Origin of the sequence: Campylobacter sp. IFREMER_LSEM_CL1085, assembly GCF_025772235.1 — a bacterium.
GTDB lineage: Bacteria > Campylobacterota > Campylobacteria > Campylobacterales > Campylobacteraceae > Campylobacter_D > Campylobacter_D lari_D.
The window spans coordinates 57,923-77,253 of the sequence record NZ_JAKMRU010000004.1 but is presented as its reverse complement, the minus strand read 5'-3'; the positions used below and the strand labels follow the sequence as shown (position 1 = coordinate 77,253).

General features: G+C 28.1%; 21 protein-coding genes and 2 tRNA genes. 8 read left to right on the top strand and 15 right to left on the bottom strand.

All coding sequences use genetic code 11. The annotated features are described in order from the left end of the window. The first annotated feature begins 99 nt into the window (after positions 1-99). The 6 genes from L8W56_RS02880 to L8W56_RS02855 all read left to right on the top strand — a co-directional run bounded on the left by L8W56_RS02880 (position 100) and on the right by L8W56_RS02855 (position 4,003). Positions 100-759, top strand: coding sequence for a hypothetical protein (locus tag L8W56_RS02880; RefSeq protein ID WP_412175538.1), 660 nt, complete (start codon positions 100-102; stop codon positions 757-759). Between the two features lie 361 nt (positions 760-1,120). Then, on the top strand, positions 1,121-1,894 hold the full coding sequence (locus tag L8W56_RS02875) for a hypothetical protein (RefSeq protein WP_263659371.1): 774 nt from the start codon (positions 1,121-1,123) through the stop codon (positions 1,892-1,894). Further along, on the top strand, positions 1,894-2,289 hold the full coding sequence (locus tag L8W56_RS02870; protein ID WP_263659370.1) for a hypothetical protein: 396 nt from the start codon (positions 1,894-1,896) through the stop codon (positions 2,287-2,289). Before L8W56_RS02875 ends, L8W56_RS02870 begins: the two co-directional genes overlap by 1 nt. Positions 2,290-2,462: 173 nt before the next feature. Then, on the top strand, positions 2,463-3,143 hold the full coding sequence (locus L8W56_RS02865; protein WP_263659369.1) for an antA/AntB antirepressor family protein: 681 nt from the start codon (positions 2,463-2,465) through the stop codon (positions 3,141-3,143). A 10-nt stretch (positions 3,144-3,153) separates the two neighbouring features. Next, on the top strand, positions 3,154-3,813 hold the full coding sequence (locus tag L8W56_RS02860; protein WP_263659368.1) for a pentapeptide repeat-containing protein: 660 nt from the start codon (positions 3,154-3,156) through the stop codon (positions 3,811-3,813). A gap of 10 nt (positions 3,814-3,823) precedes the next feature. Then, positions 3,824-4,003 carry a DNA-binding protein gene (locus L8W56_RS02855; RefSeq protein ID WP_039625719.1) on the top strand — a complete coding sequence of 60 codons (180 nt, stop codon included), beginning with the start codon at positions 3,824-3,826 and terminating at the stop codon, positions 4,001-4,003. Here the strand turns inward: L8W56_RS02855 and L8W56_RS02850 are convergent. The 4 genes from L8W56_RS02850 to L8W56_RS02835 all read right to left on the bottom strand — a co-directional run bounded on the left by L8W56_RS02850 (position 3,996) and on the right by L8W56_RS02835 (position 7,379). Further along, a complete protein-coding gene (locus L8W56_RS02850) occupies positions 3,996-5,207 on the bottom strand; it encodes a tyrosine-type recombinase/integrase (protein WP_263659367.1) in 1,212 nt (403 codons plus the stop codon). The two genes, L8W56_RS02855 and L8W56_RS02850, sit on opposite strands and share 8 nt — an antisense overlap. A 182-nt stretch (positions 5,208-5,389) precedes the next feature. Then, a tRNA-Arg gene (locus L8W56_RS02845) sits at positions 5,390-5,466 on the bottom strand. 42 nt (positions 5,467-5,508) lie between these two features. Then, the gene (locus L8W56_RS02840) at positions 5,509-6,525 is read right to left on the bottom strand and encodes a sensor histidine kinase (protein ID WP_263659366.1); all 1,017 of its coding nucleotides are present in this window, start codon (positions 6,523-6,525) and stop codon (positions 5,509-5,511) included. Positions 6,526-6,527: 2 nt separating this feature from the next. After that, on the bottom strand, positions 6,528-7,379 hold the full coding sequence (locus L8W56_RS02835) for a DUF234 domain-containing protein (RefSeq protein ID WP_133319274.1): 852 nt from the start codon (positions 7,377-7,379) through the stop codon (positions 6,528-6,530). A gap of 58 nt (positions 7,380-7,437) precedes the next feature. Between L8W56_RS02835 and L8W56_RS02830 the strand changes: the two genes are divergently transcribed. Next, positions 7,438-8,703, top strand: a complete 1,266-nt coding sequence (locus tag L8W56_RS02830; RefSeq protein ID WP_263659365.1) for an aminotransferase class V-fold PLP-dependent enzyme — start codon at positions 7,438-7,440, stop codon at positions 8,701-8,703. Here the strand turns inward: L8W56_RS02830 and L8W56_RS02825 are convergent, their stop codons facing one another. From L8W56_RS02825 to L8W56_RS02800, 6 genes are all read right to left on the bottom strand, one after another. Then, positions 8,704-9,462: a basic amino acid ABC transporter substrate-binding protein gene (locus tag L8W56_RS02825; protein ID WP_263659364.1), complete on the bottom strand. Its 759-nt coding sequence runs from the start codon at positions 9,460-9,462 to the stop codon at positions 8,704-8,706. It abuts the gene before it with no gap. Between the two features lie 190 nt (positions 9,463-9,652). Next, positions 9,653-10,816 carry a putative lipid II flippase FtsW gene (gene ftsW, locus L8W56_RS02820; protein WP_220566762.1) on the bottom strand — a complete coding sequence of 388 codons (1,164 nt, stop codon included), beginning with the start codon at positions 10,814-10,816 and terminating at the stop codon, positions 9,653-9,655. Between the two features lie 69 nt (positions 10,817-10,885). Further along, a complete protein-coding gene (locus tag L8W56_RS02815) occupies positions 10,886-11,692 on the bottom strand; it encodes an adenylosuccinate lyase (protein ID WP_133319278.1) in 807 nt (268 codons plus the stop codon). An 18-nt stretch (positions 11,693-11,710) separates the two neighbouring features. Next, positions 11,711-12,430, bottom strand: a complete 720-nt coding sequence (locus L8W56_RS02810; RefSeq protein ID WP_133319279.1) for an arginyltransferase — start codon at positions 12,428-12,430, stop codon at positions 11,711-11,713. Then, positions 12,430-12,690 (bottom strand): hypothetical protein, encoded by a 261-nt coding sequence (locus L8W56_RS02805; protein ID WP_012661304.1) that lies wholly within the window; start codon positions 12,688-12,690, stop codon positions 12,430-12,432. Before L8W56_RS02805 ends, L8W56_RS02810 begins: the two co-directional genes overlap by 1 nt. After that, positions 12,687-14,129, bottom strand: a complete 1,443-nt coding sequence (locus L8W56_RS02800) for an acetyl-CoA carboxylase subunit A (RefSeq protein WP_220566761.1) — start codon at positions 14,127-14,129, stop codon at positions 12,687-12,689. The genes L8W56_RS02805 and L8W56_RS02800 overlap by 4 nt, the downstream gene beginning before the upstream one ends. A 119-nt stretch (positions 14,130-14,248) precedes the next feature. On the opposite strand from L8W56_RS02800, the gene L8W56_RS02795 reads away from it, so the two are divergent. Next, positions 14,249-14,325: transfer RNA gene (locus L8W56_RS02795), tRNA-Arg, on the top strand. A gap of 1 nt (position 14,326) precedes the next feature. On the opposite strand, the gene L8W56_RS02790 is transcribed toward L8W56_RS02795, so the two are convergent. The 5 genes from L8W56_RS02790 to folD all read right to left on the bottom strand — a co-directional run bounded on the left by L8W56_RS02790 (position 14,327) and on the right by folD (position 19,312). Then, positions 14,327-15,085, bottom strand: coding sequence for a CorA family divalent cation transporter (locus tag L8W56_RS02790; protein ID WP_263659363.1), 759 nt, complete (start codon positions 15,083-15,085; stop codon positions 14,327-14,329). Continuing rightward, positions 15,079-16,200 (bottom strand): tRNA guanosine(34) transglycosylase Tgt, encoded by a 1,122-nt coding sequence (gene tgt / locus L8W56_RS02785; RefSeq protein WP_220566759.1) that lies wholly within the window; start codon positions 16,198-16,200, stop codon positions 15,079-15,081. The genes L8W56_RS02790 and tgt overlap by 7 nt, the downstream gene beginning before the upstream one ends. An 89-nt stretch (positions 16,201-16,289) precedes the next feature. Then, positions 16,290-17,456: a pyridoxal phosphate-dependent aminotransferase gene (locus L8W56_RS02780; RefSeq protein WP_263659362.1), complete on the bottom strand. Its 1,167-nt coding sequence runs from the start codon at positions 17,454-17,456 to the stop codon at positions 16,290-16,292. A 162-nt stretch (positions 17,457-17,618) separates the two neighbouring features. Next, positions 17,619-18,467 carry a signal peptidase I gene (gene lepB, locus L8W56_RS02775; RefSeq protein ID WP_220566758.1) on the bottom strand — a complete coding sequence of 283 codons (849 nt, stop codon included), beginning with the start codon at positions 18,465-18,467 and terminating at the stop codon, positions 17,619-17,621. Further along, positions 18,464-19,312 carry a bifunctional methylenetetrahydrofolate dehydrogenase/methenyltetrahydrofolate cyclohydrolase FolD gene (gene folD / locus L8W56_RS02770; RefSeq protein ID WP_263659361.1) on the bottom strand — a complete coding sequence of 283 codons (849 nt, stop codon included), beginning with the start codon at positions 19,310-19,312 and terminating at the stop codon, positions 18,464-18,466. Before folD ends, lepB begins: the two co-directional genes overlap by 4 nt. Between the last annotated feature and the right edge of the window lie 19 nt (positions 19,313-19,331).

Sequence of the window (19,331 nt, the reverse complement as noted above, 5' to 3'; positions counted from 1 at the left end):
GACTACATGGAAGAGTGTGATGAGGATGAATTAAGATCTAATTTAGATGACTTAAAAAAAACTCTTGATAAAAGCAAAAGAATTATTGAAAGGCGAAAAATGACAAGAGAACAATTTAACGAAATCAAAGAAAGATTAGCTAAATATAGAGAAATAAGGCATTTAACATATGAAAATCAACAAGAAGCATTTTTAGGTAATGCTTTTGAAAAAGCTAGCGAGTATTTTAGAGCTAAGAATGACTTAGAAAGAATTGACGCTTTGTGTGATATTGCAGTATTTTGTTTTAATGCTTTTGATTTGAAATATAAAGACCGCTACGAAGATATTTACCCATTTTCTATGTGGCATATAATTGATAATATTAATGAGAAGATTATAGAGTTTAAAGATAAATTAGAAGATTTTAATATAGTTACACAAGGATTAATTTACAAAATATCAAGTTTAACTTACATATTAGGCTTTGATTTTTATAAATGTATGCTAGAAACTATAAAAGAGATTGAAAGTCGCACAGGATATTACGATGATGAGTTAAAGAAGTTTGTAAATAAACTATGTGCTTTTAACAAAGATGAAGCTATTAGCAATGTATCTAAAGATTTTGGGTTTTTGGGAAATTCAATTATTTGTAGATTAACGCAAGAAGATAAAAACTTCTGGTTTATAACTTGTAAAGAAATAGAAACTAATTTACAGATAGACTATAAAGTTAAAAAAATCTATAAAGCTGATTATGAGAGTTGCAAGCTATGATTACAAAAACAATAAGATCTGCTTTAAATGCCCTCTCAAAAGCTTTTAATATTATTATCTCAATATTAGCTTTAACTTTTGCATTTCTTGGGATTTGTGCAATTATCATAGGATTATTTATTCTTGAAATTTTCTCAAAAGATAATCTTAAAAAATGTAAAAGGATTTTTAAATTTTATAGATAAAACATACTAAAATCTTCAAATGTACAAACAAAGAAGTTGTTTATAAAATACTTTTTGATAAAATTATCAAAAATAAAAAAAAGGAAAATAATGGAAAACTTAGAAAAATATAGAAAAGAAATATTTAAAGATGAGACTTCAGCAGGTGATTAAGGAATTGTAAAAAAGGGGACATTATGGGAGATACAATTGAAAATGTAAATATAAGATTTACTATACAAAAAGATAATCCAATAGACATTAAAACCTTATCTAACGCACTATTAGCACTAAATAATTCTATAGATGAGTATATCTATATAACTCAAGGAACTAGCGGTATTAAAACAACTTTAAAATCAGTAGAAAAAGGAAGTGATGTTTTTAATCTTGTTATATGTGGTGCTCTTATGTTTGGAGAATTACTACCAAATATAAATGCTTATTTTGATTTTTTTAACAATATTAAAAATATAGGTAAAAAAAGCATAGAAGAGATTAAAGAAGATAAAACATTAACTAAGAGTAATCTTGACAACTTAGAAAGCATTTTAGCCTTAGCAGAGCAAAAAGATTTAAATCTTAGTATTACTTATAATGATTATAAAGATTGTGTTGTTGTTAATCAGGAAAATAAAGACGCTTACAAACAAGGTATAGCCACAGCAAAACAAATTAAAAACTATGAAGATAAAGAACAAAAACACTTCCAAAATGTTTTAATAAGAATGAAAGAAGTTAAAGATAGCGAACGCATAGTAAAAGATAAGGCTATATGTGATGATATTGTTCCAAATAAAGCAATAAGCACGGAAATAGTAGATAAAGAAGCAAAAGAGCTTATCAATAAAAATCCATTCGATAATTACTACTTAGTAGATTTATCAGTACATAAAATAGACGGCTTAGTTAAGCTTTATCGTATTACAGCATTACATAGCATTATACCAAAAGATACAAAGGAAAATTAATGGATGAAAAAGATTTTATTGAAATAAGTAAAAAATTTATGGATGAATATCCAACAAAATTTTTAAATCCAAATAAAGAAAAATATTACAAAAGATTTTACAAGTATTGTGAAAAAAATAATTTAGATATGAATAAAAATACAGCTTATGAGTGGCTTTTGAAAGAGGTTGAAGAAGATCATTATGATATTATGATTACAAATCCAAATGCAAAAGAAAAAGATATAGAAAAGGATAAAAAGAAAATGGCAGAAGAAAAAGAACAGGCACAAAGAGTTATGCTAACTATGAGTGCTAAACTCAAAGAAACACTAGACAAAAAGGCCGAAGAGTTAGGCATTAACACAACTCAATACATCATTAATCTTATTATAAATGATATAAAAGAAAAATAAAGATGTTAAATTAACGCTCGGATTTTAAATCTTTTTGTTGTCAGTTTTATTTTTCTCAAAAATGAGAAAAATACATTTTATTACTTTTTAGTAAGCATTCGCTATCATTAAGTAATATTTAAGTAATAATATGTAATCATTTGCTTATCAATTAATTACATAAAGGTAAGCAAATGCAACTACAATTAACATTCCCACACACGGAATTGCAAGGTACTTTTCCAGCTAATGTTAAATTTCTTTTTTATTTTTTAGAAATTGATACAAAATTCGCTGATTGGATTAATCGTAGGATTAGTCATTATAGTTTTATCGAAAATCAAGACTATATCATTAAAGAAGTTTTTACGGGACGCAGACCACGCAAAGAATACTATGTAACCTTAGATATGGCTAAAGAGCTTTGTATGGTTGAAAACAATGAAAAAGGCAGACAAGCAAGGCGTTATTTTATAGAATGTGAAAAACGCCTTAAAAATCTCGAACAAGAGCAAATACAAAAGCTAGCTTTTCACCAAAGCTTAGGTTATAAATCTCAACTTAAACAGCAAAAGCTAAAATATGAAAATGAGATTAAAGCTTTAAAGTATGATTTAGAACATAAAAACGAGTTAAGCTTTAAAAGAAAACTTAGCGATGAAGAATTACTAGAGCTTAGGAAAATACTTGCTCGTGATTATAACATTCTTTGTATGAAAGAGTGGGAGTTTAGTTTATTTGCAGAAAAAATAGGAAAAAATGAAGTTTTTGAAGCTATCTTAAAAAGGCTAGAAAACAAATTATACTACTATAAAAACTACGATGATATAGAAAAATTTTATTCAAAACACCCATTCTTTAAAAAACAATTCTAAAGGAAATAAAATGGCTATAATTTATGACAAAAATGGAAATATTATTATAGAAAAAACTGAATTTAGTTTGAGCGAACTACTTGATTTTTGCAGAAAGCAAAAAATATCTTTAAAAAATGCTAATTTTAAAGAGCAAAATTTAACAGGCGCAGATTTTAATAGTTTAGATCTAATCGGGGCTGATTTCACTAATGCCATTTTACAATATTGCGATTTTCAATCAAGCATTATATCAAATGCTGTTTTTACAAATGCTGTTTTAAAAAACGCTTATATGCAAGATGTAATTGCAAATGAAACTAATTTTAAAAATTGCTCGCTACAAAACATTTTTTCAAATTCTGCTAGATTTATAGATTGTGATTTTAGCGGGGCTGATTTAAGAGAAAACAATTTCTTAAAAACAAGAATTACAAATCCATTTTTTAAAAATACTTTAATTTCAAATACCATAGGAGATATGGAAAACATATGCTCATTACAAGTAGAAAAATTTTCCATATCCTTTAATTCTCAAGATATAGCCATAGGTTGCAAACAAGAAAGCATATCATGGTGGAAAAATGTAAAAAATGAAGAGTTAAACGATGGTCGTGAAGATTATACGCAAGTATGGAATGCATACAAAGACATTTTGTTTAAAATCATCAATATAAAATACAATATTTAAAGGAAACCCCATGTCAAATATAGAATTTTTAACACCAAAGCAAGTAGAGCAAATGTATGGATTAAACCCTTTACAACAATTTAGAGCAAGAAGCAATGGCATGCCACACTACAAGATTGATGTTAAAACAATCAGGTACAAAAAAACAGAACTAGATCATTGGTTTAAATCTAAAAAAGTTATCATTTAAAATCAAATGGACACAAGGAATTTAAGTATTCGCCATACCAACTCATAAGCTGTTTCCTTAAATCAATGGCCTTACTTCTATTATAAGCTCTTTCAACTTCACTTCCATTTACATGGTGCAATATCATCTCAGCGATATCTTTGCCTATGCCAAGTTTTATAAGCTCGTTGCTTTTTTCTGTACATATACTCCTAAAAGTACTTCTAAATCCATGTATTGTATGTTTCAAATCATACATTTTGAAAAACTTGCTTGCAAAGTTATCGCTAATGCATTTATCAAAATTAAAAAACACATATTCTTTGTTTACATTAAACATCTTTTGCATTTGTAATATTTTTAATGCATATTCATTCAATGGGATAATATTTTCACCATTACTTTTTACCTTCATATCTTCAGCTTGTATAACCCAAAGATTATTATCAAAATCTATCTCACTCCATTTAGCAAATCGTATGTTTTTACTTCTTTGCGCTGTCAAAAGCGTAAAATAAATTGCATTTATAATATTCACATTAACCCTAGCTCTTTGTCTGTATTCTTTCATACATTCGAGCATAAACTTAACCTCTTTTTCTTCTACCAAAGCTTTAAAATGCTTCACATTGCAATCATCATTGATTAATCTATAGTACTTTTGTAAATCTTTCAAATCTGCAATAATGCTAGTTTTTAATTCTCCTCTTTGTCTTGCAAGTTCTAAAATTCTGCAAATAAAAGCAATACTTTTATTTAAAGTTGAATAAATATTTTTTGAATTCATATGATCATAAATAGGAAGAAAGTCTTTCTTTTCTAGCAAATTAATAGGCTTTTCTCCTAGCATAGGCTGTATGTATTTTACAAAAGTCCCCTGCTCCTTTTTGATAGTAAAATATGAAAGTTTTTTTCCTATAGTTTCTATATAATGATCATTTGCCATATTTAATGTAAATTTTTTATTCTTGTTATCGATAAAATCCCCGCTTCTTAATTGTTGTAAAATCTTAATCGCTTCCTTTCTAGCTTCTGCAAGACTTAACAATCCTTTTCTAAACTCTCCTATGGTTATATATTTTTTTAATTTTTGCTCTCTAAGTTGAAAAACTTTTCTACCTGTAGGATGAATTTTTAAATAAAGCTCTTTTGGCTCACCGAGCGGAACTAAGTATTGTTTTTCCTTTATTTCTAATGCTTCTATATCACTTTGAGAGAGTGCCATTTTTCGCCCCTTTATACCCAAAAAATACCAAAAATATACCCAATACCTATAAAAAATAACGCTGGGTATAAAATGGGTATTGAAATTATATCAAATAAATGAAATAAAAGAAATAAATAAAATACTACAAATGCCTAAAAATAGAGGTTTAAAGAAATGTAAGAAATGTATTTAAATAATAATGGTGTCCCCAGCAAGGTTTGAACTTGCGACCTCAGAATTAGGAATTCTGCGCTCTATCCAGCTGAGCTATGAGGACAAATATTTTTATTATTTTAAGAAAAAATTTATTTTATAGAGCTTAAATTTTAAGCTCTATAAAAAAACATTTTGGATTTTCATCAAAACCTAAAACTCCATTATGCGCATCAATAATTTGTTTTGATAAAGAAAGACCTAAACCATTACCTTTTAATTTAGTTGTTTTAAAAGCCTCAAAAACCATTTTTTTATCTTTGATACTTACACCATTATCATAAACTTTAATAAAAACCCTATCTTCTTTTTGTTCGCACTTAACCTTTATATAACCATCATCATTTTCGCTTTCTTCAATAGCATCTATGGCATTATAAAGTAAATTTTGCAAAACTAAAGCAAGTAAAGATTTATCTGCATTGATTTTTAAATCTAAAAATTCAAATTTAAAATCGATATTAGCTAGATAATTATAAGCTCCAATAGCTTGCTCACACTCATCTTGTAACTCCTGTAAATTAAACTCATTTAAATTAACATGTACTCCTTTTGTAAAAAGTAAAGTAGAATTTACAATACGCTCTACTCTTGAAATTGCTTTTTGGATTTCTAAAACTATATGCTTATTTTTTAACTCACTTCTTTCAAACAAAGTAGAGCTTAATAAAGAAATAGAACCTATAGGATTGCGTATTTCATGCGCTAGATGTGCTGCAACTGTTCCCATGCTAGCTAACCTTTCATTTCTTTTTTCATCACTAATATCTGTTGCATTTACTATAAGTTTATCAGTATGAGAGGTGATTTTGATTAGATAAAATTTATGATCAAACTCAAGCTCATAATGTGTTTTATCAAGATCAATGCATTCTAAAAGCTTTGGCTTTTGTGTAGCTAGGTTGTTTTGCAAAATAATATTTTTATTTGCGTCTAAAATCCACAAAGCCATAGGCAAAACCTCTATAATCTCACTTACCATTTGTCTTAATGCAGTGTAGTTTTCATTAAGTTGCTTATATTCATTTTCTATAACATAGGTTTGCTCTATTAAGGCTTTTAATCCTTGTTGTAAGTTTTCTTTTTCACTAGAATCTAAACTTTTTAAAATATTCTCATCCACACTTAATCCTTAATTAAAAATTGAAAATCTTCTAAAGTATATAAAAGCAAATTACGCTCCTTATTTAGAATAAGCTCTTTACTAAAGCCACTCTTTGAAAAAAGCACATATAAATTAGGTTGAATTTGCAACTGTTTTGCTTTACTTTTCAAAATATTTAAAACATTTTTACATATTTTTCTTTCTTTAAATTTAACTTCACCTAAAACACAAAAATTGTTTTCATGATAATACAAGTCTATTTCATGATAATAATTCCAAAAACTATACACTTGATCCACTTTAAGTTTTTTTGCTAAAAATTCTTTACATAAAAGTTCAAAAGTAAAACTTTGGTATTTTTCCAAATTTTCTTGGATAAGTTCTATTAATTCATTGTATTTTTTCATCGCGATTAAATTAAGTTTAGGATATATAAAATAAAAGAAAAATCTTAATCCTTGATTTTTAAAAACAACCTTATCTTGTATATTATAAGAGCGTAATTCTTTTTTAACTTTCTGTCTTTTGTTTTTTATAATTGGCTTTTCTTGACTTTTTTCTAAAATCAAAATATTTTTCTCTAAAAGTTTATTAATAAGTCCTAGAGCCTGAAAATGCGGAATAGATTTATTAATAGAATAGCGTTTTCTATCGTTTTTACTTAAAACACTCAAAGCTTTTAAAGCATTCTCATCTAAATTTAAAGAAGCTAAAATATCAAAGGCTTTCAAAATAAAAACATTTAAGATATTTTCATATAAACTTAATTTCAAATCAAATTCAAACTCATCAAAAATACTATAAAAATCAAAAATACTTTCAAGCTCCAAAGTTTCACAGCGTTTTGAAAAATCACCAAATTTTATAATCACATCCTTAAAATAAATATTTTGTATGTTATAATTTTAACAAAAAATTAGAGGATTTTTTTTGGATATTGAAAAACTAAAACAAGATATTATTTTAAAAAAAGGAATATATTATTTTGATTTTACAGCTAGCGCTTTAGCACTAAAAAGCATAGAAAAAGAAATTAAAAAAATTCTTACTACCTATGCAAATACACATTCAGATAGTTCTTTAAATTCTTTTATCACACAACAGCATTATGAAAACGCGAGAATAAATTTAAAAAAATACCTTGAATTAGATGATAGTTTTGCTCTTATAGCTTGTGGGAGTGGATCTTCAGCAGCTATAAAAAAATTTCAAGAACTTTTAGGTCTATATATACCACCACTTATTAAAGAAAAATATTTTAAAAATACAGGCAAAAATACCTTACCTTTGGTTATAGTTGGACCCTATGAACACCATTCTAATGAACTTTCATTTAGAGAAGCTTTGTGTGAATGCGTTCGAGTGCCCTTAGATAAAAATGGAGAATTAGATTTTAATTTTTTAGAAAAATTATTACAAAAATCCAAAAACAGACAAATCATAGCAAGCTTTAATGCAGCTTCTAATGTTACAGGAATTTTAAGTGATTATAAAAAAATTTACACTTTAATCAAACAACACAACGGTATAGTTGCTTTTGATATTTCCACTTTAGCTCCTTATGCTAATTTAGATCCTAAATTTTACGATGCAGTGTTTATTAGCTCTCATAAACTACTTGGAGGTGTAGGATCTTGTGGCTTACTTGTTATCAAAAAAAATCTATGTGGCAATACCCCTAGCTTTGCAGCAGGTGGAACTGTGGGCTATGTTTCAAGAACATCTCAACAATATTTATGCGAAGTTGAAAATTTAGAAGAAGGTGGTACACCTGGAATTATTCAGCTTATTAGAGCAAGTTTGGCTTTTAAAATACGCAATGAAATAGGTTTAAAAAATATAGAAAAAAAAGAAAAAGAACTTTGTGAATATTTTTTCAAACAATGTACAAATTTTCCAAAAATGATCTTATATGCAAAAAATATCACTAATAGATTACCTATTTTTGCTTTTAATATAGAAGGAATTTCTCCTTTTGATTTAGCTTATAAACTAAGTAAAACTTATAAGATAGAAACAAGAGCAGGTTGTGCTTGTGCAGGACCTTATGGGCATGATTTACTCAATCTAAAAGACAATCAAGAATTAAAATCTAAACCAGGTTGGCTAAGAGTGGGTTTTCATTATACACATACAAAAGAAGATATAGAATATTTTTTTAAAGCCTTGAATATAAGTATCAAGGCTTTAAGTTAATTATTGTAAATCGTATTTTTCTACGATTTTTTGGTAAGTACCATCAGCTTTAACTTTTTCTAAACCTGCATTAATTTTTTGAACAAGCTCATTTTGTTTTCCTTTATCAAAAGCTATACAAAACCCTGAACTTCCATCATTTTCTTCTAAAAATGCTTCTAGCTCTTCATTAGTTTTTAAATAACCTTTACCAATATCTTTATCCGTTAAAACCACATCTACTTTGCCAGCTTTTAAAGCTAAAATCGCGGCTAACATTTCTTCACTTGCAACCACTTGAGCATTTGGAATAGTCTTAGCAGCACTTTCTTGAATAGTTCCAAGTTGAACACCTATTTTTTTACCTTCCAAACTTTGTTTATCGCTAATACTAGAATCTGTTTTTAATTTTAAATATAAATTTTTAGTATTGAAATAAGTATCACTAAAATCCATACTTGCTAATCTTTGAGGAGTTGAACTCATAGCAGAAGCTATCATATCAATCTTTCCAGCTTTTAAGGCAGGAATTAAACCATCAAAACTCATATTTACCCATTCAAGTTTTAAATTTTCTCTTTTAGCAATTTCTTCCAATAAATCAACATCAAAGCCGGTAATTTTTGCATCTTTAATAAAATCAAAAGGAGGATAATTTGCAGCTATACCTACTTTATAAACTTTTTCACCAGAAGCACTAGCTTGATTTTTATCGCTTGAACAAGCACCTAAAGCTAATATACCAAATAACGCTAAAACAACATATAATATTTTTTTCATTTTTTTCCTTTGTTAAAATTAAAATAAAATTGATAAATGATTATAATGTGTTTAAACGCCTGTATTTCTTCATATCCGCCTCCTTTATAATAAATGTGAGCATAATTATAGCAGAAAAAAGTTTTTTGTAAAGAGTTGTTATAGAATATTTTTTATTTAAGTTAATTTTTATATATTTTAATTAATGAGTTTAAATTTTTACCTTCTTGCTAATCATTAAAACATAACCTATTCCAAGACAAATAGACCACATAGAACTGCCACCATAACTTAAAAGTGGCACAGCAACTCCTTTTAATGGAGTTAAAGAAATAATTCCAAAAGCATTCATAAAAAATGAAAATAATAAAAGTAAAGCTACACCTGAACAAAATAAAAAATGGACCTTATTTTCACAGCGCCCAGCAATTCTAAAAATTCTAAGTATAACCATCAAATAAATCAAACATATAATGCTCAATCCCAACAATCCTATTTCCTCAGTAATCCCTGATAAAACAAAATCCGTATGCACCTCACTTAAAAATCCCAATTTGAAAGTTCCAAGACCCAACCCTTCTCCAAAAAATCCACCATGAGCTATAGCATTTAAACTATGTGAAATTTGATAAGGTTCTGAGTTATGGCTTACTCTTAAAGCACTTGCTAGCCAATCAGGAAAAAAAGGTAAAAACGCATCTTGGATATTTCCCCACCAAGCAGAAATACGCTGAATTCTTCTTTGATTACTTAAAATCACCAAAACCCCAATCATTCCAACAATAACCACGCCAAAAGCAAAAAGTCTTTTACTAGCTCCTGCAAAAAATGCTAAAGCAAAAACCAAGAAAAAAGAGATAACACTTTGGCCTAAATCATTTTGTGTCATATAAATATAGCCAATAACAAAAGCAGCTAAAATAAAATAAGGAATTAAAATTAAAACTTCGTGTTTGATTGCTTTTTTGCTATCATCAATTCTTCTTGTATAAGACCAAGCAAGGAAATAAATCAAACCTATCTTAAAAAATTCAACAGGAGAAATAGATAAAGGACCAAGCCTGATCCACCTTTTAGCACCACCTGCTGCAGTAGCAAGAAAGGTAGGTAAAAAAGGCAAAATAAGTATAAATAAAAAAGAGATTAACAAAACACTTATCATTAAATAATGTGCCATTTTACTATCAGGATTTAATCTTGAAACAAAATAAATAATAGCTATACCACTAAGTCCAAAAAAAAGCTGTCTGATAAAAAAATGAAATTCATTATATTCTAAATAAAGCACAGTAAAAGCACTTAAAGAATATGAAAAAAGTATCCCTATAGTTATTAGAATGCAACTTAAAAAAAATAATTTTCTATCAGCAACCAAAATTTCTTCCTAGAATTTTATAAAAATTAATTTTAATAAATTGCAACTTAAAATGATGTTATTTGGAGATTATGTATTGTTTTTATATAAAGATTTTAAACTCTCATAAGCAAGCTGAATTTTTTCAAATTCCTCACGACAATAAGCTTGTTCGATTTTGCTTTTACCTTGATGGCGATCAGGATGATAAATTTTAACTAAATTAAGATAATTTTGTCTAATAGTAGCAAAATCATCACTAGAATTACATCCTAAAGTTTGGAAATAATTCTCAAAAAGTTTAGCCAAAGCATTAAATTTCCAATTAGTATTGGCTTTATTTTTCATTTTATTTCTAAATTCTAAAAGCTGAGTTTCATTGATTGTAAAATCCACACAATATTTTAAATGCTCATTTACGCTTGCTAAAATTTCTAAAAGATTTAAAGTATTATCATCTTTGTATTCTACTGAAAAAATACAATTTTTCTCATCATACATGCTTTTATGATCTTTAAAATATTGCTCTAAATATACAGCAAACATTTTTTCATTAGAACTTAAAGTTATTAAGATATTTTTTTGTGCAAAACCTATTTTAGCAAAGATTACAGGCTTTAAAGTATTTGCTTGAGCAAGATTTAATTTAAAGGTCTTATAATGCGCAAAAGCAAGATTATCGATTTGGTTTCCAGTATTTTTTTTATACTTGTGATTAACAAGTTTTAAAAAATATCTTCTTTGAGGAATTTCATTTTCCACAAAAAAAGATAGGGTTTTATTTTTATTACCTATAACTTTAGAAAAATTTTTACGGATAAGATCTTGAAAATATTTAAACATTAAAAAATCATCAGTATTAACACTAACAGATTCTAAAGTTTGCACTACTTGCATAAAATCCTCTCTATAAACCTAACTCCACAAAAATGCCTGTTCATCTAAAGCACTAGTGTGTTTTAAAATTTCATTTGGACTATAATCGGCTTTATACGATAAAGATTGACACCCTTTTACAAAATATCCTAAATAAATATATTTTAATTTTTTTAATTGTGCAAGCTTGATTTCTGTTAAAAGCGAGTATTTTCCAAGACTTAGATGTGAAAAATCAGGATCATAAAAACAATATATACTAGAAATTCCATCTTCTAAAATATCAATCAAATCAACACACACTAACTTATTATCTATATAAAAATCAAGTTCATATCCAAAAGTACCTGCATTATCTACATAAAGATTGTAATATTTTCTAAAATTTAAATCATAAATTTTCCAATTTCTTTTATCTTTTTGATAATGGTGGTATTTTTCATAAAGCAATAAATGCTCATCACTTAAAGAAGGTTTTTGTAAGATTATTTTAGTAGCTATATTTTTTTTTAAAACCCTACGATAGCTTTTGCTAAAATGGAAATTTTCTACCAAAATACGCAAATTTTGACATTCATTACAATCATTACATATTGGTCTTGAAAAATATGAACCAAAGCGACGCCAACCTCTTGAAACTAATTCTTGATTTTGCGCTTTGTTAATAAAAGATATATAATTATACTCATTTCTACAATATCTATTTTCAAGATAAGGACATTCTTCTTCTAAAGTACAAAAACCAATAATATTATTCATTAGATCTTTTTAATATCACTATTTTTTACAAATTCCATAAATTCATTAGCTAAACGCTCTTCTTTTAAAAACATATCTTCAAATTCTTGTTCTTGCTTTTTATCTTCATTTTGCTTAGCTAAGTCTTTTTGTATAGCATCTAAGTCAGTATTTTTCATACTAACTCCGCTTTTACTCGCTTTAACCTTTTCTTTTTTTGTTTGACCTTGTTCTTTTTGGAGTGCTTTTTTTATATCTTTTAATTCATCTAAAAAACTCATGATTGCCTACTTTCTTTTATCTTTTGTAAGGCTGCAGCTATAGCAGCAATTACTTCTTCTTTATTTTCTTGGTGTCTATCTTCTGTCTTTTCCAAAAGCTCTTCCATATGTGTTTCTATGAAAGAAGTATCAAAATACCCTCTTCTAAATTCTCTTATTTTGGTAATTGCAATCAAAAATGGAACAGTTGTTCTAATATCATCAATCACAAATTCTTTCAAAGCTCTCTCAAGTCTATTAACTGCACTATCATAACTTGAACCCTTAACAATTAATTTTGCAAGTAAAGAATCATAATAAGGTGGTACAGTATAGTCTTTATATAAATGACTATCCACTCTCACAGATGGCCCTAAAGCTGGAAAATACTCTGTAATTTTGCCTGGACTTGGAATGAAATTTTTCCATACATTTTCTGCTGTAATCCTAGCTTCTATCGCGAAACCTCTTGGTTTTATATCGCTTTGCTCAAGATCTAAAATTTCCCCATTTGCTATACGAATTTGTCTTGTAATAAGGTCAATCCCCGTAATTTCTTCAGTAATTGGGTGTTCTACTTGAATTCTTGTATTCATTTCCATAAAATAAAATCTATTATAATCATCAAGTAAAAACTCAACCGTCCCAACATTCGTATAACCTACAGCTTTTGCAGCAGCTACTGCAGTAACTCCTATGGTTTTTCTTAGTTTTTCTGAAATACTTGGGCAAGGTGCTATTTCAATGATTTTTTGATGTCTTCTTTGTATTGAGCAATCTCTTTCACAAAGATGAATGATATTACCATAATTATCTGCTAAAATTTGAAATTCAATATGCCTTGGATTAATAACATATTTTTCCATAAAAACTTCATCATTTTTAAAAAAACTTAGTGCTTCTCTTTTGCATGCTTCAAAAGATTTTTCCAAATCCTCTTCTTTATGTACTACGCGTATGCCTCTACCGCCACCACCACCACTAGCTTTTAAAATTACAGGATAGCCTATTTTTAAAGCTTGAAGTTTGATTTCTTCTAATGTGCAATGATTTAATTTTTCAGTACCTGGAACTACAGGGATTCCATTTTTTTTCATTAAATATCTTGCTATGTTTTTATTACCCATTTTACGGATAACATCTGATTTTGGACCTATAAAGATAATCCCTGCTTCTTCGCATTCTTTTGCAAATTCATAATTTTCACTTAAAAAACCATATCCAGGATGTATAGCATCAGCTCCACAAGCTTTAGCAATCTCAACTATTCTTTTACCATCTAAATACCCTCTTATGGCATCAGTTCCTATTCTATATGCTTCATCAGCAACTTTTACATGCAAACACTCATAATCAGGTTCAGTATAAACAGCAACACTTTGTATATGCAAATCTCTACAAGCACGGATCACCCTTACTGCAATCTCACCTCTATTGGCTATTAAAATCTTATGTATCATGGACTTTGCCTTAAGCTAAAATATTAAAAAGAAGATTAGCATAAAAATATAAAAATTCTATAAAAATATTTATTTTTGCTAATTTTAAGAATTTTTTGATAGAATTACTCTTTATTTTTGCGCCCATAGCTCAGCTGGATAGAGCATTTGATTGCGGTTCAAAAGGTCAGAGGTTCGAATCCTCTTGGGCGTACCACTTATTTCTTTTTTACAGAAAATTCATCCAAATCCAATTCTTTTTTATCTTTAAATTGATACCATAAAAATAAAATAAAAAATATCGTTAAAATCACAGCCAAAACATAGTAAGTTCCGTATTCATTTTCAGATAAAAATAAATTTTTGGTATTCATACCAAAAAATCCAACGATTAAATTTAAAGGTAAAAAAATTGCAGACATAATACTTAAAAAGTAAATATTTTTATTTATTTTTTCATTTCTTGCGGTATTAATATAAGTGTAAATCCCTTCTAATCTTGATATATTTTCTTTAATATTTTTTTCCAAAACAGCTAAATTTAAAATAATTGTTTTTAAACTTTTCTTTATAAAATGATGCTTACTATGACAAATTTTACAAGCCTCTAAAACAGAAGAAACCATGTTATAACTTTTACTAAGCTTAACTTTTAATATAAAATATTTTGTCAAGAAATTCTTTACTTTTTTATTTTCTAAAATCAACTCCTCTCTTTTTTCTATAGAAAGGTTAATGGTATTATTTTTTTCTTTTTCATTTTGCAAAATTTCTTTTAATATAGCTATAAATTCCGTATTAGAAAATAAAATCAAATTTTCATCTTTATACTCAAAAATTTGATTTTCTTTAAAAACAAATACACTTTTAGAATTTTTAGTTATATCTAGAGTGAAAATATCAAAATCATCAAATTCATAATAAGCATTTGATATATTAATATTGCTAATAATTTGTTTTAAAACATCATTTAACACATTCTTTGCCTATAAAATTCTTTTCTAAAATTTTCAAATTCATCTTTAATAATAGCTTCACGCATTTGCTTGACCAAATTTAAATAATAGTGTAAATTATGAATACTTGCAAGTCTAAAAAAGGTTAATTCTTTGGCTTTAAATAAATGATTTAAATAGGCCCTTGAAAAATTCTTACATGTATAGCAAGAACATTTGCCGTCTATAGGAGCATGATCAGTGATAAATTCTGCTTTTTTGATATTAAATTTTCCAAAGCTAGTAAATAAGGTACCATTTCTTGCATTTCTTGTTGGCATCACGCAATCAAACATATCCACACCTCTTGCTACATTTTCTACTAAATCTTCAGGCGTGCCAACTCCCATTAAATATCTAGGGCGATTGTTATCCACATAAGGCATCATAGCTTCAACCGTATCATACATAGCCTCATTTTCTTCTCCCACGCTTAATCCACCTATAGCAAGCCCATCAAAATCCATCTCACAAAGTGCTTGAGAGCAAATTTTTCTAGCTTCAAAATCAGTCCCACCTTGGATAATACCAAAGATATTTTGCCCTATTCCCACACCTTGACTTTGTTTTAACTTATGATAATCAATAGCTTCTTTTGCCCATTTTATAGTGCGTTTTAGAGAAAGTTCTATCCTTTCTTTACTTGCAGGTAAGGCCACTAAATCATCTAAAATCATCATAATATCTGAATTAAAATCATATTGCGCATCCAAAACACTTTGCGGGGTAAAATAGTGCAAACTTCCATCGATATGACTTTTAAATTGAATACCTTTTTCATCAGGTTTTGAATTTTTACTTAAAGAAAAAGCTTGAAAACCTCCACTATCTGTTAAAAAAGAGCCTTCAAATTTACTAAAACCGTGCAGGCCACCCATTTGCTTAATCACTTTAGAACCAGGCCTTAAATACAAATGATAAGTATTTGCTAAAATAATTTTTGCATTTAAAATCTCACTCATATCAACAGCATCTAAACTTTTAATCGCAGCCAAAGTTCCAACGGGCATAAAAATAGGAGTTAAAATTTCACTATGTGTAGTTTTTATACGACAAGCTCTAGCATTTGCACTTTTATATTGAACTTCAAATTCCATTATTTTTCCTATATTTTTTGCATAATCATACCAAAGACTTGCTTATAAGTTTTTTTGAAAGAAAGCCTGTTTTTAACAGGCTTAAGAAATTAGTAGTTTTTTACAAATTCAACGATTTTTTCACAACCTTCAATAATATCTTTTTCATTAGTTGCATAAGAGAGCCTAAAATACCCTTCCATGCCAAAACCAATACCTGGCACCAAAGCTACTTTTTGCTCTTCTAGTAGTCTTTTACAAAATCTCATAGAATCATTATCAACTTCTTTACAAGATATAAATAAATAAAAAGCTCCTTGTGGAATTTGTTCTAATTTTAACTTATCACTTTTGGCTAAAATTTCACAAGCTAATTCTCTACGCTTTAAAAAGGCTTGTCTCATCATTTCAATATCATTATCTGCTTTTCCAAGTAAGGCTGGTAAAGCTGCGTATTGGATGATTGAACAAATATTTGATGTACTTTGCCCTTGTAGTTTTTTAACAGCATTATTAAACTCGCTCATTTTACTTGCCATGTATCCAAAACGCCACCCTGGCATAGCACCACATTTGCTAAGACCATTAATACTTACAGTTCTATTTAAAGCATCTTCACTAACTTGTGCAAAAGCACAAAATTCTCCATCATAAACTAATTTTTCGTAAATTTCATCACTTAAAACTACTATTTTAGTTCCTTCTAAAACCTTAGCTAAAGCACTTATTTCTTCTTTAGAATATATAGCTCCTGTAGGATTTGATGGAGAATTAAACATCAAAACCTTAGTTTTTGAAGTAATAGCTTGTTTTAATTGTTCTGGGGTGATTTTAAATCCATTTTTTGCTTCACCTTCTATAAACACAGGAGTTGCACCTGCAAATTTTACCATTTCAGGATAACTCACCCAATAAGGACTTGGAATGACAACCTCATCACCTTCTTCAACTAAACACTCAATCGCCATAAACAAAGAATGTTTAGCACCAACATTGGTAATGATTTCACTTGTTTTATAATCTAAACTATTATCATTTTTAAATTTATATTGTATAGCCTCTATAACTTCTTTTATACCCACAACTGGCGTATAAGCTCCACAACCTTTTTCAATAGCTTCAATTGCTGCTTTTTTAATGATTTCTGGAGTATCAAAATCAGGCTCACCTGCCGAAAAACTAATAACTTTCTCACCATTTGCTTTTAAAGTTTTGGCTATATCAGTCATTACTAAAGTTAAGGATTCTCCTAAATTTTGAGATCTTTGGCTTAGCATTTTCTATCCTTTTATCTTATACTAATTTTAATTTTTGTAATTGTTACAACTTGGAGCTTAAAAAATTCTACGAGTAAAATCAAGATTGTATATTTTTAAAAAATTTTGTGTAGAAACTATACATTTTCTACACAAACTATTTTTATTTGTTTCTTTGGGTAATTATTCTAAAGCTTCTATGTCGCTTTCATTATGATGAATAAAGCGTTCATCTTTTTCTATAGTTTCAACTAAACGCCCTACTCTTTCCCATCTAACTTTTTTATTTTCATCCCATGAAAAATAAATAAACCAAGGTTGCCCAACTATATATTTATAATCTACACTTCCCCAAAATCGACTATCGCTAGAATGATCACGGTTATCGCCCATCATAAAATATTCATTTTCAGGTACTTTATAATAATAAGCATTAAAACCATAAATATTATTAGCACCTAATTCATCAAAAGAAGCAGGCTTCATAGCAAATTGCCCCAAATTTAAATAGCGAAAAAATACACTGTCTATATCCACTCTAGAATCATAATGTATCCCTTTTTCCACAAAAGGCTCTTTTACAAAAAGTCTTCCGCCTATGATTTTTGTTTTATTAGGATAATAATCTTTCATATATTCATCACCCTCAACCATACGCACATATAAGGTTTTATTTGCAAAAACTACTTCATCTCCGCCTTTGGCCACACATCTTTTTACATAGTGGATTTTTGGCTCATGCGGATATCTAAATACCACAATATCCCCTCTTTTAGGACCTTCACCACTTACTAAATGTCCATTTTTATTAAAATCAGGTAAAACAGGAATTTCCACCCAAGGAATATGCGGGGTTGGAATACCATAAGAAAATTTTTTTACAAATAAAAAATCCCCTACTAATAAAGTATTTTTCATAGAACCGCTTGGTATAGTAAAGGCTTGTATAAAGAAAAATATAATCAATAAAACAACTACTAAAGTTCCCGTCCAAGATTGTGTAAATTTATAAATTTTCTTCAAAAATTTCATTTTTTTATCCTATTTTTAGCTGATTTTATAGTATTTTCTAAAAGCATAGTAATAGTCATAGGCCCTACTCCACCTGGTACAGGAGTGATATAACTAGCTTTTTTACTAACATTTTCAAAATCGACATCGCCTACTATTTTTCCATCAACTCTATTAATCCCAACATCAATTACCACCACACCTTCTTTAACCATATCTTCTTTTAAAAGATTTGGACAACCTGCTGCTACGATAACAATATCAGCATTTTTTGTATAAGCTTTTAAATCTTTTGTATAAATGTGACAAATACTCACACTAGCGTTAGCATTTAACAAAAGAGTAGCCATAGGACGGCCTACTATATTTGAAGCTCCTATTACAACTACACTAGCTCCTTGTAATTTTATATCATAATGTTCTAAAATTTTCATAACGCCTAAAGGTGTACATGGTAAAAAACCACCTTTTAAATTAAGATTTAAATTTCCGACATTAAAGGGGTGAAAGCCGTCTACATCTTTATTAAAGTTAATACTTTCTAAGATTATATCTTTATTAATATGCGATGGCAATGGAAGTTGAACTAAAATTCCATCTATACTATCATCATGATTTAAAGTATTAATCAAAGCCAAAAGCTCATTTTGAGTTGTATTTACATCAAGTTTATAAACTAAAGACTTAATTTCACATTGCTCGCAAGCTTTTGCTTTAGAACCCACATAAGTAGCACTAGCAGGATCCTCGCCTACTAAAATTACAGCCAAACAAGGCTCTATACTTTGAGCTTTAAGTTCTAATACTTCTTGTTTTAAATTTTCTTTTAACTTATCACTTAGCTTTTTACCATCTAAAAGTGTCATTTCTTTCCTTAAATTTTAT

Excerpts from the sequence above, each read along its gene's own strand:
- L8W56_RS02880 (WP_412175538.1), top strand. The coding sequence starts at position 100 with ATGACAAGAGAACAATTTAACGAAATCAAAGAAAGATTAGCTAAATAT.
- L8W56_RS02875 (WP_263659371.1), top strand. The coding sequence starts at position 1,121 with ATGGGAGATACAATTGAAAATGTAAATATAAGATTTACTATACAAAAA.
- L8W56_RS02870 (WP_263659370.1), top strand. The coding sequence starts at position 1,894 with ATGGATGAAAAAGATTTTATTGAAATAAGTAAAAAATTTATGGATGAA.
- L8W56_RS02865 (WP_263659369.1), top strand. The coding sequence starts at position 2,463 with ATGCAACTACAATTAACATTCCCACACACGGAATTGCAAGGTACTTTT.
- L8W56_RS02860 (WP_263659368.1), top strand. The coding sequence starts at position 3,154 with ATGGCTATAATTTATGACAAAAATGGAAATATTATTATAGAAAAAACT.
- L8W56_RS02855 (WP_039625719.1), top strand. The coding sequence starts at position 3,824 with ATGTCAAATATAGAATTTTTAACACCAAAGCAAGTAGAGCAAATGTAT.
- L8W56_RS02850 (WP_263659367.1), bottom strand. The coding sequence starts at position 5,207 with ATGGCACTCTCTCAAAGTGATATAGAAGCATTAGAAATAAAGGAAAAA.
- L8W56_RS02825 (WP_263659364.1), bottom strand. The coding sequence starts at position 9,462 with ATGAAAAAAATATTATATGTTGTTTTAGCGTTATTTGGTATATTAGCT.
- L8W56_RS02815 (WP_133319278.1), bottom strand. The coding sequence starts at position 11,692 with ATGCAAGTAGTGCAAACTTTAGAATCTGTTAGTGTTAATACTGATGAT.
- L8W56_RS02810 (WP_133319279.1), bottom strand. The coding sequence starts at position 12,430 with ATGAATAATATTATTGGTTTTTGTACTTTAGAAGAAGAATGTCCTTAT.
- L8W56_RS02805 (WP_012661304.1), bottom strand. The coding sequence starts at position 12,690 with ATGAGTTTTTTAGATGAATTAAAAGATATAAAAAAAGCACTCCAAAAA.
- L8W56_RS02800 (WP_220566761.1), bottom strand. The coding sequence starts at position 14,129 with ATGATACATAAGATTTTAATAGCCAATAGAGGTGAGATTGCAGTAAGG.
- tgt (WP_220566759.1), bottom strand. The coding sequence starts at position 16,200 with ATGGAATTTGAAGTTCAATATAAAAGTGCAAATGCTAGAGCTTGTCGT.
- L8W56_RS02780 (WP_263659362.1), bottom strand. The coding sequence starts at position 17,456 with ATGCTAAGCCAAAGATCTCAAAATTTAGGAGAATCCTTAACTTTAGTA.
- lepB (WP_220566758.1), bottom strand. The coding sequence starts at position 18,467 with ATGAAATTTTTGAAGAAAATTTATAAATTTACACAATCTTGGACGGGA.
- folD (WP_263659361.1), bottom strand. The coding sequence starts at position 19,312 with ATGACACTTTTAGATGGTAAAAAGCTAAGTGATAAGTTAAAAGAAAAT.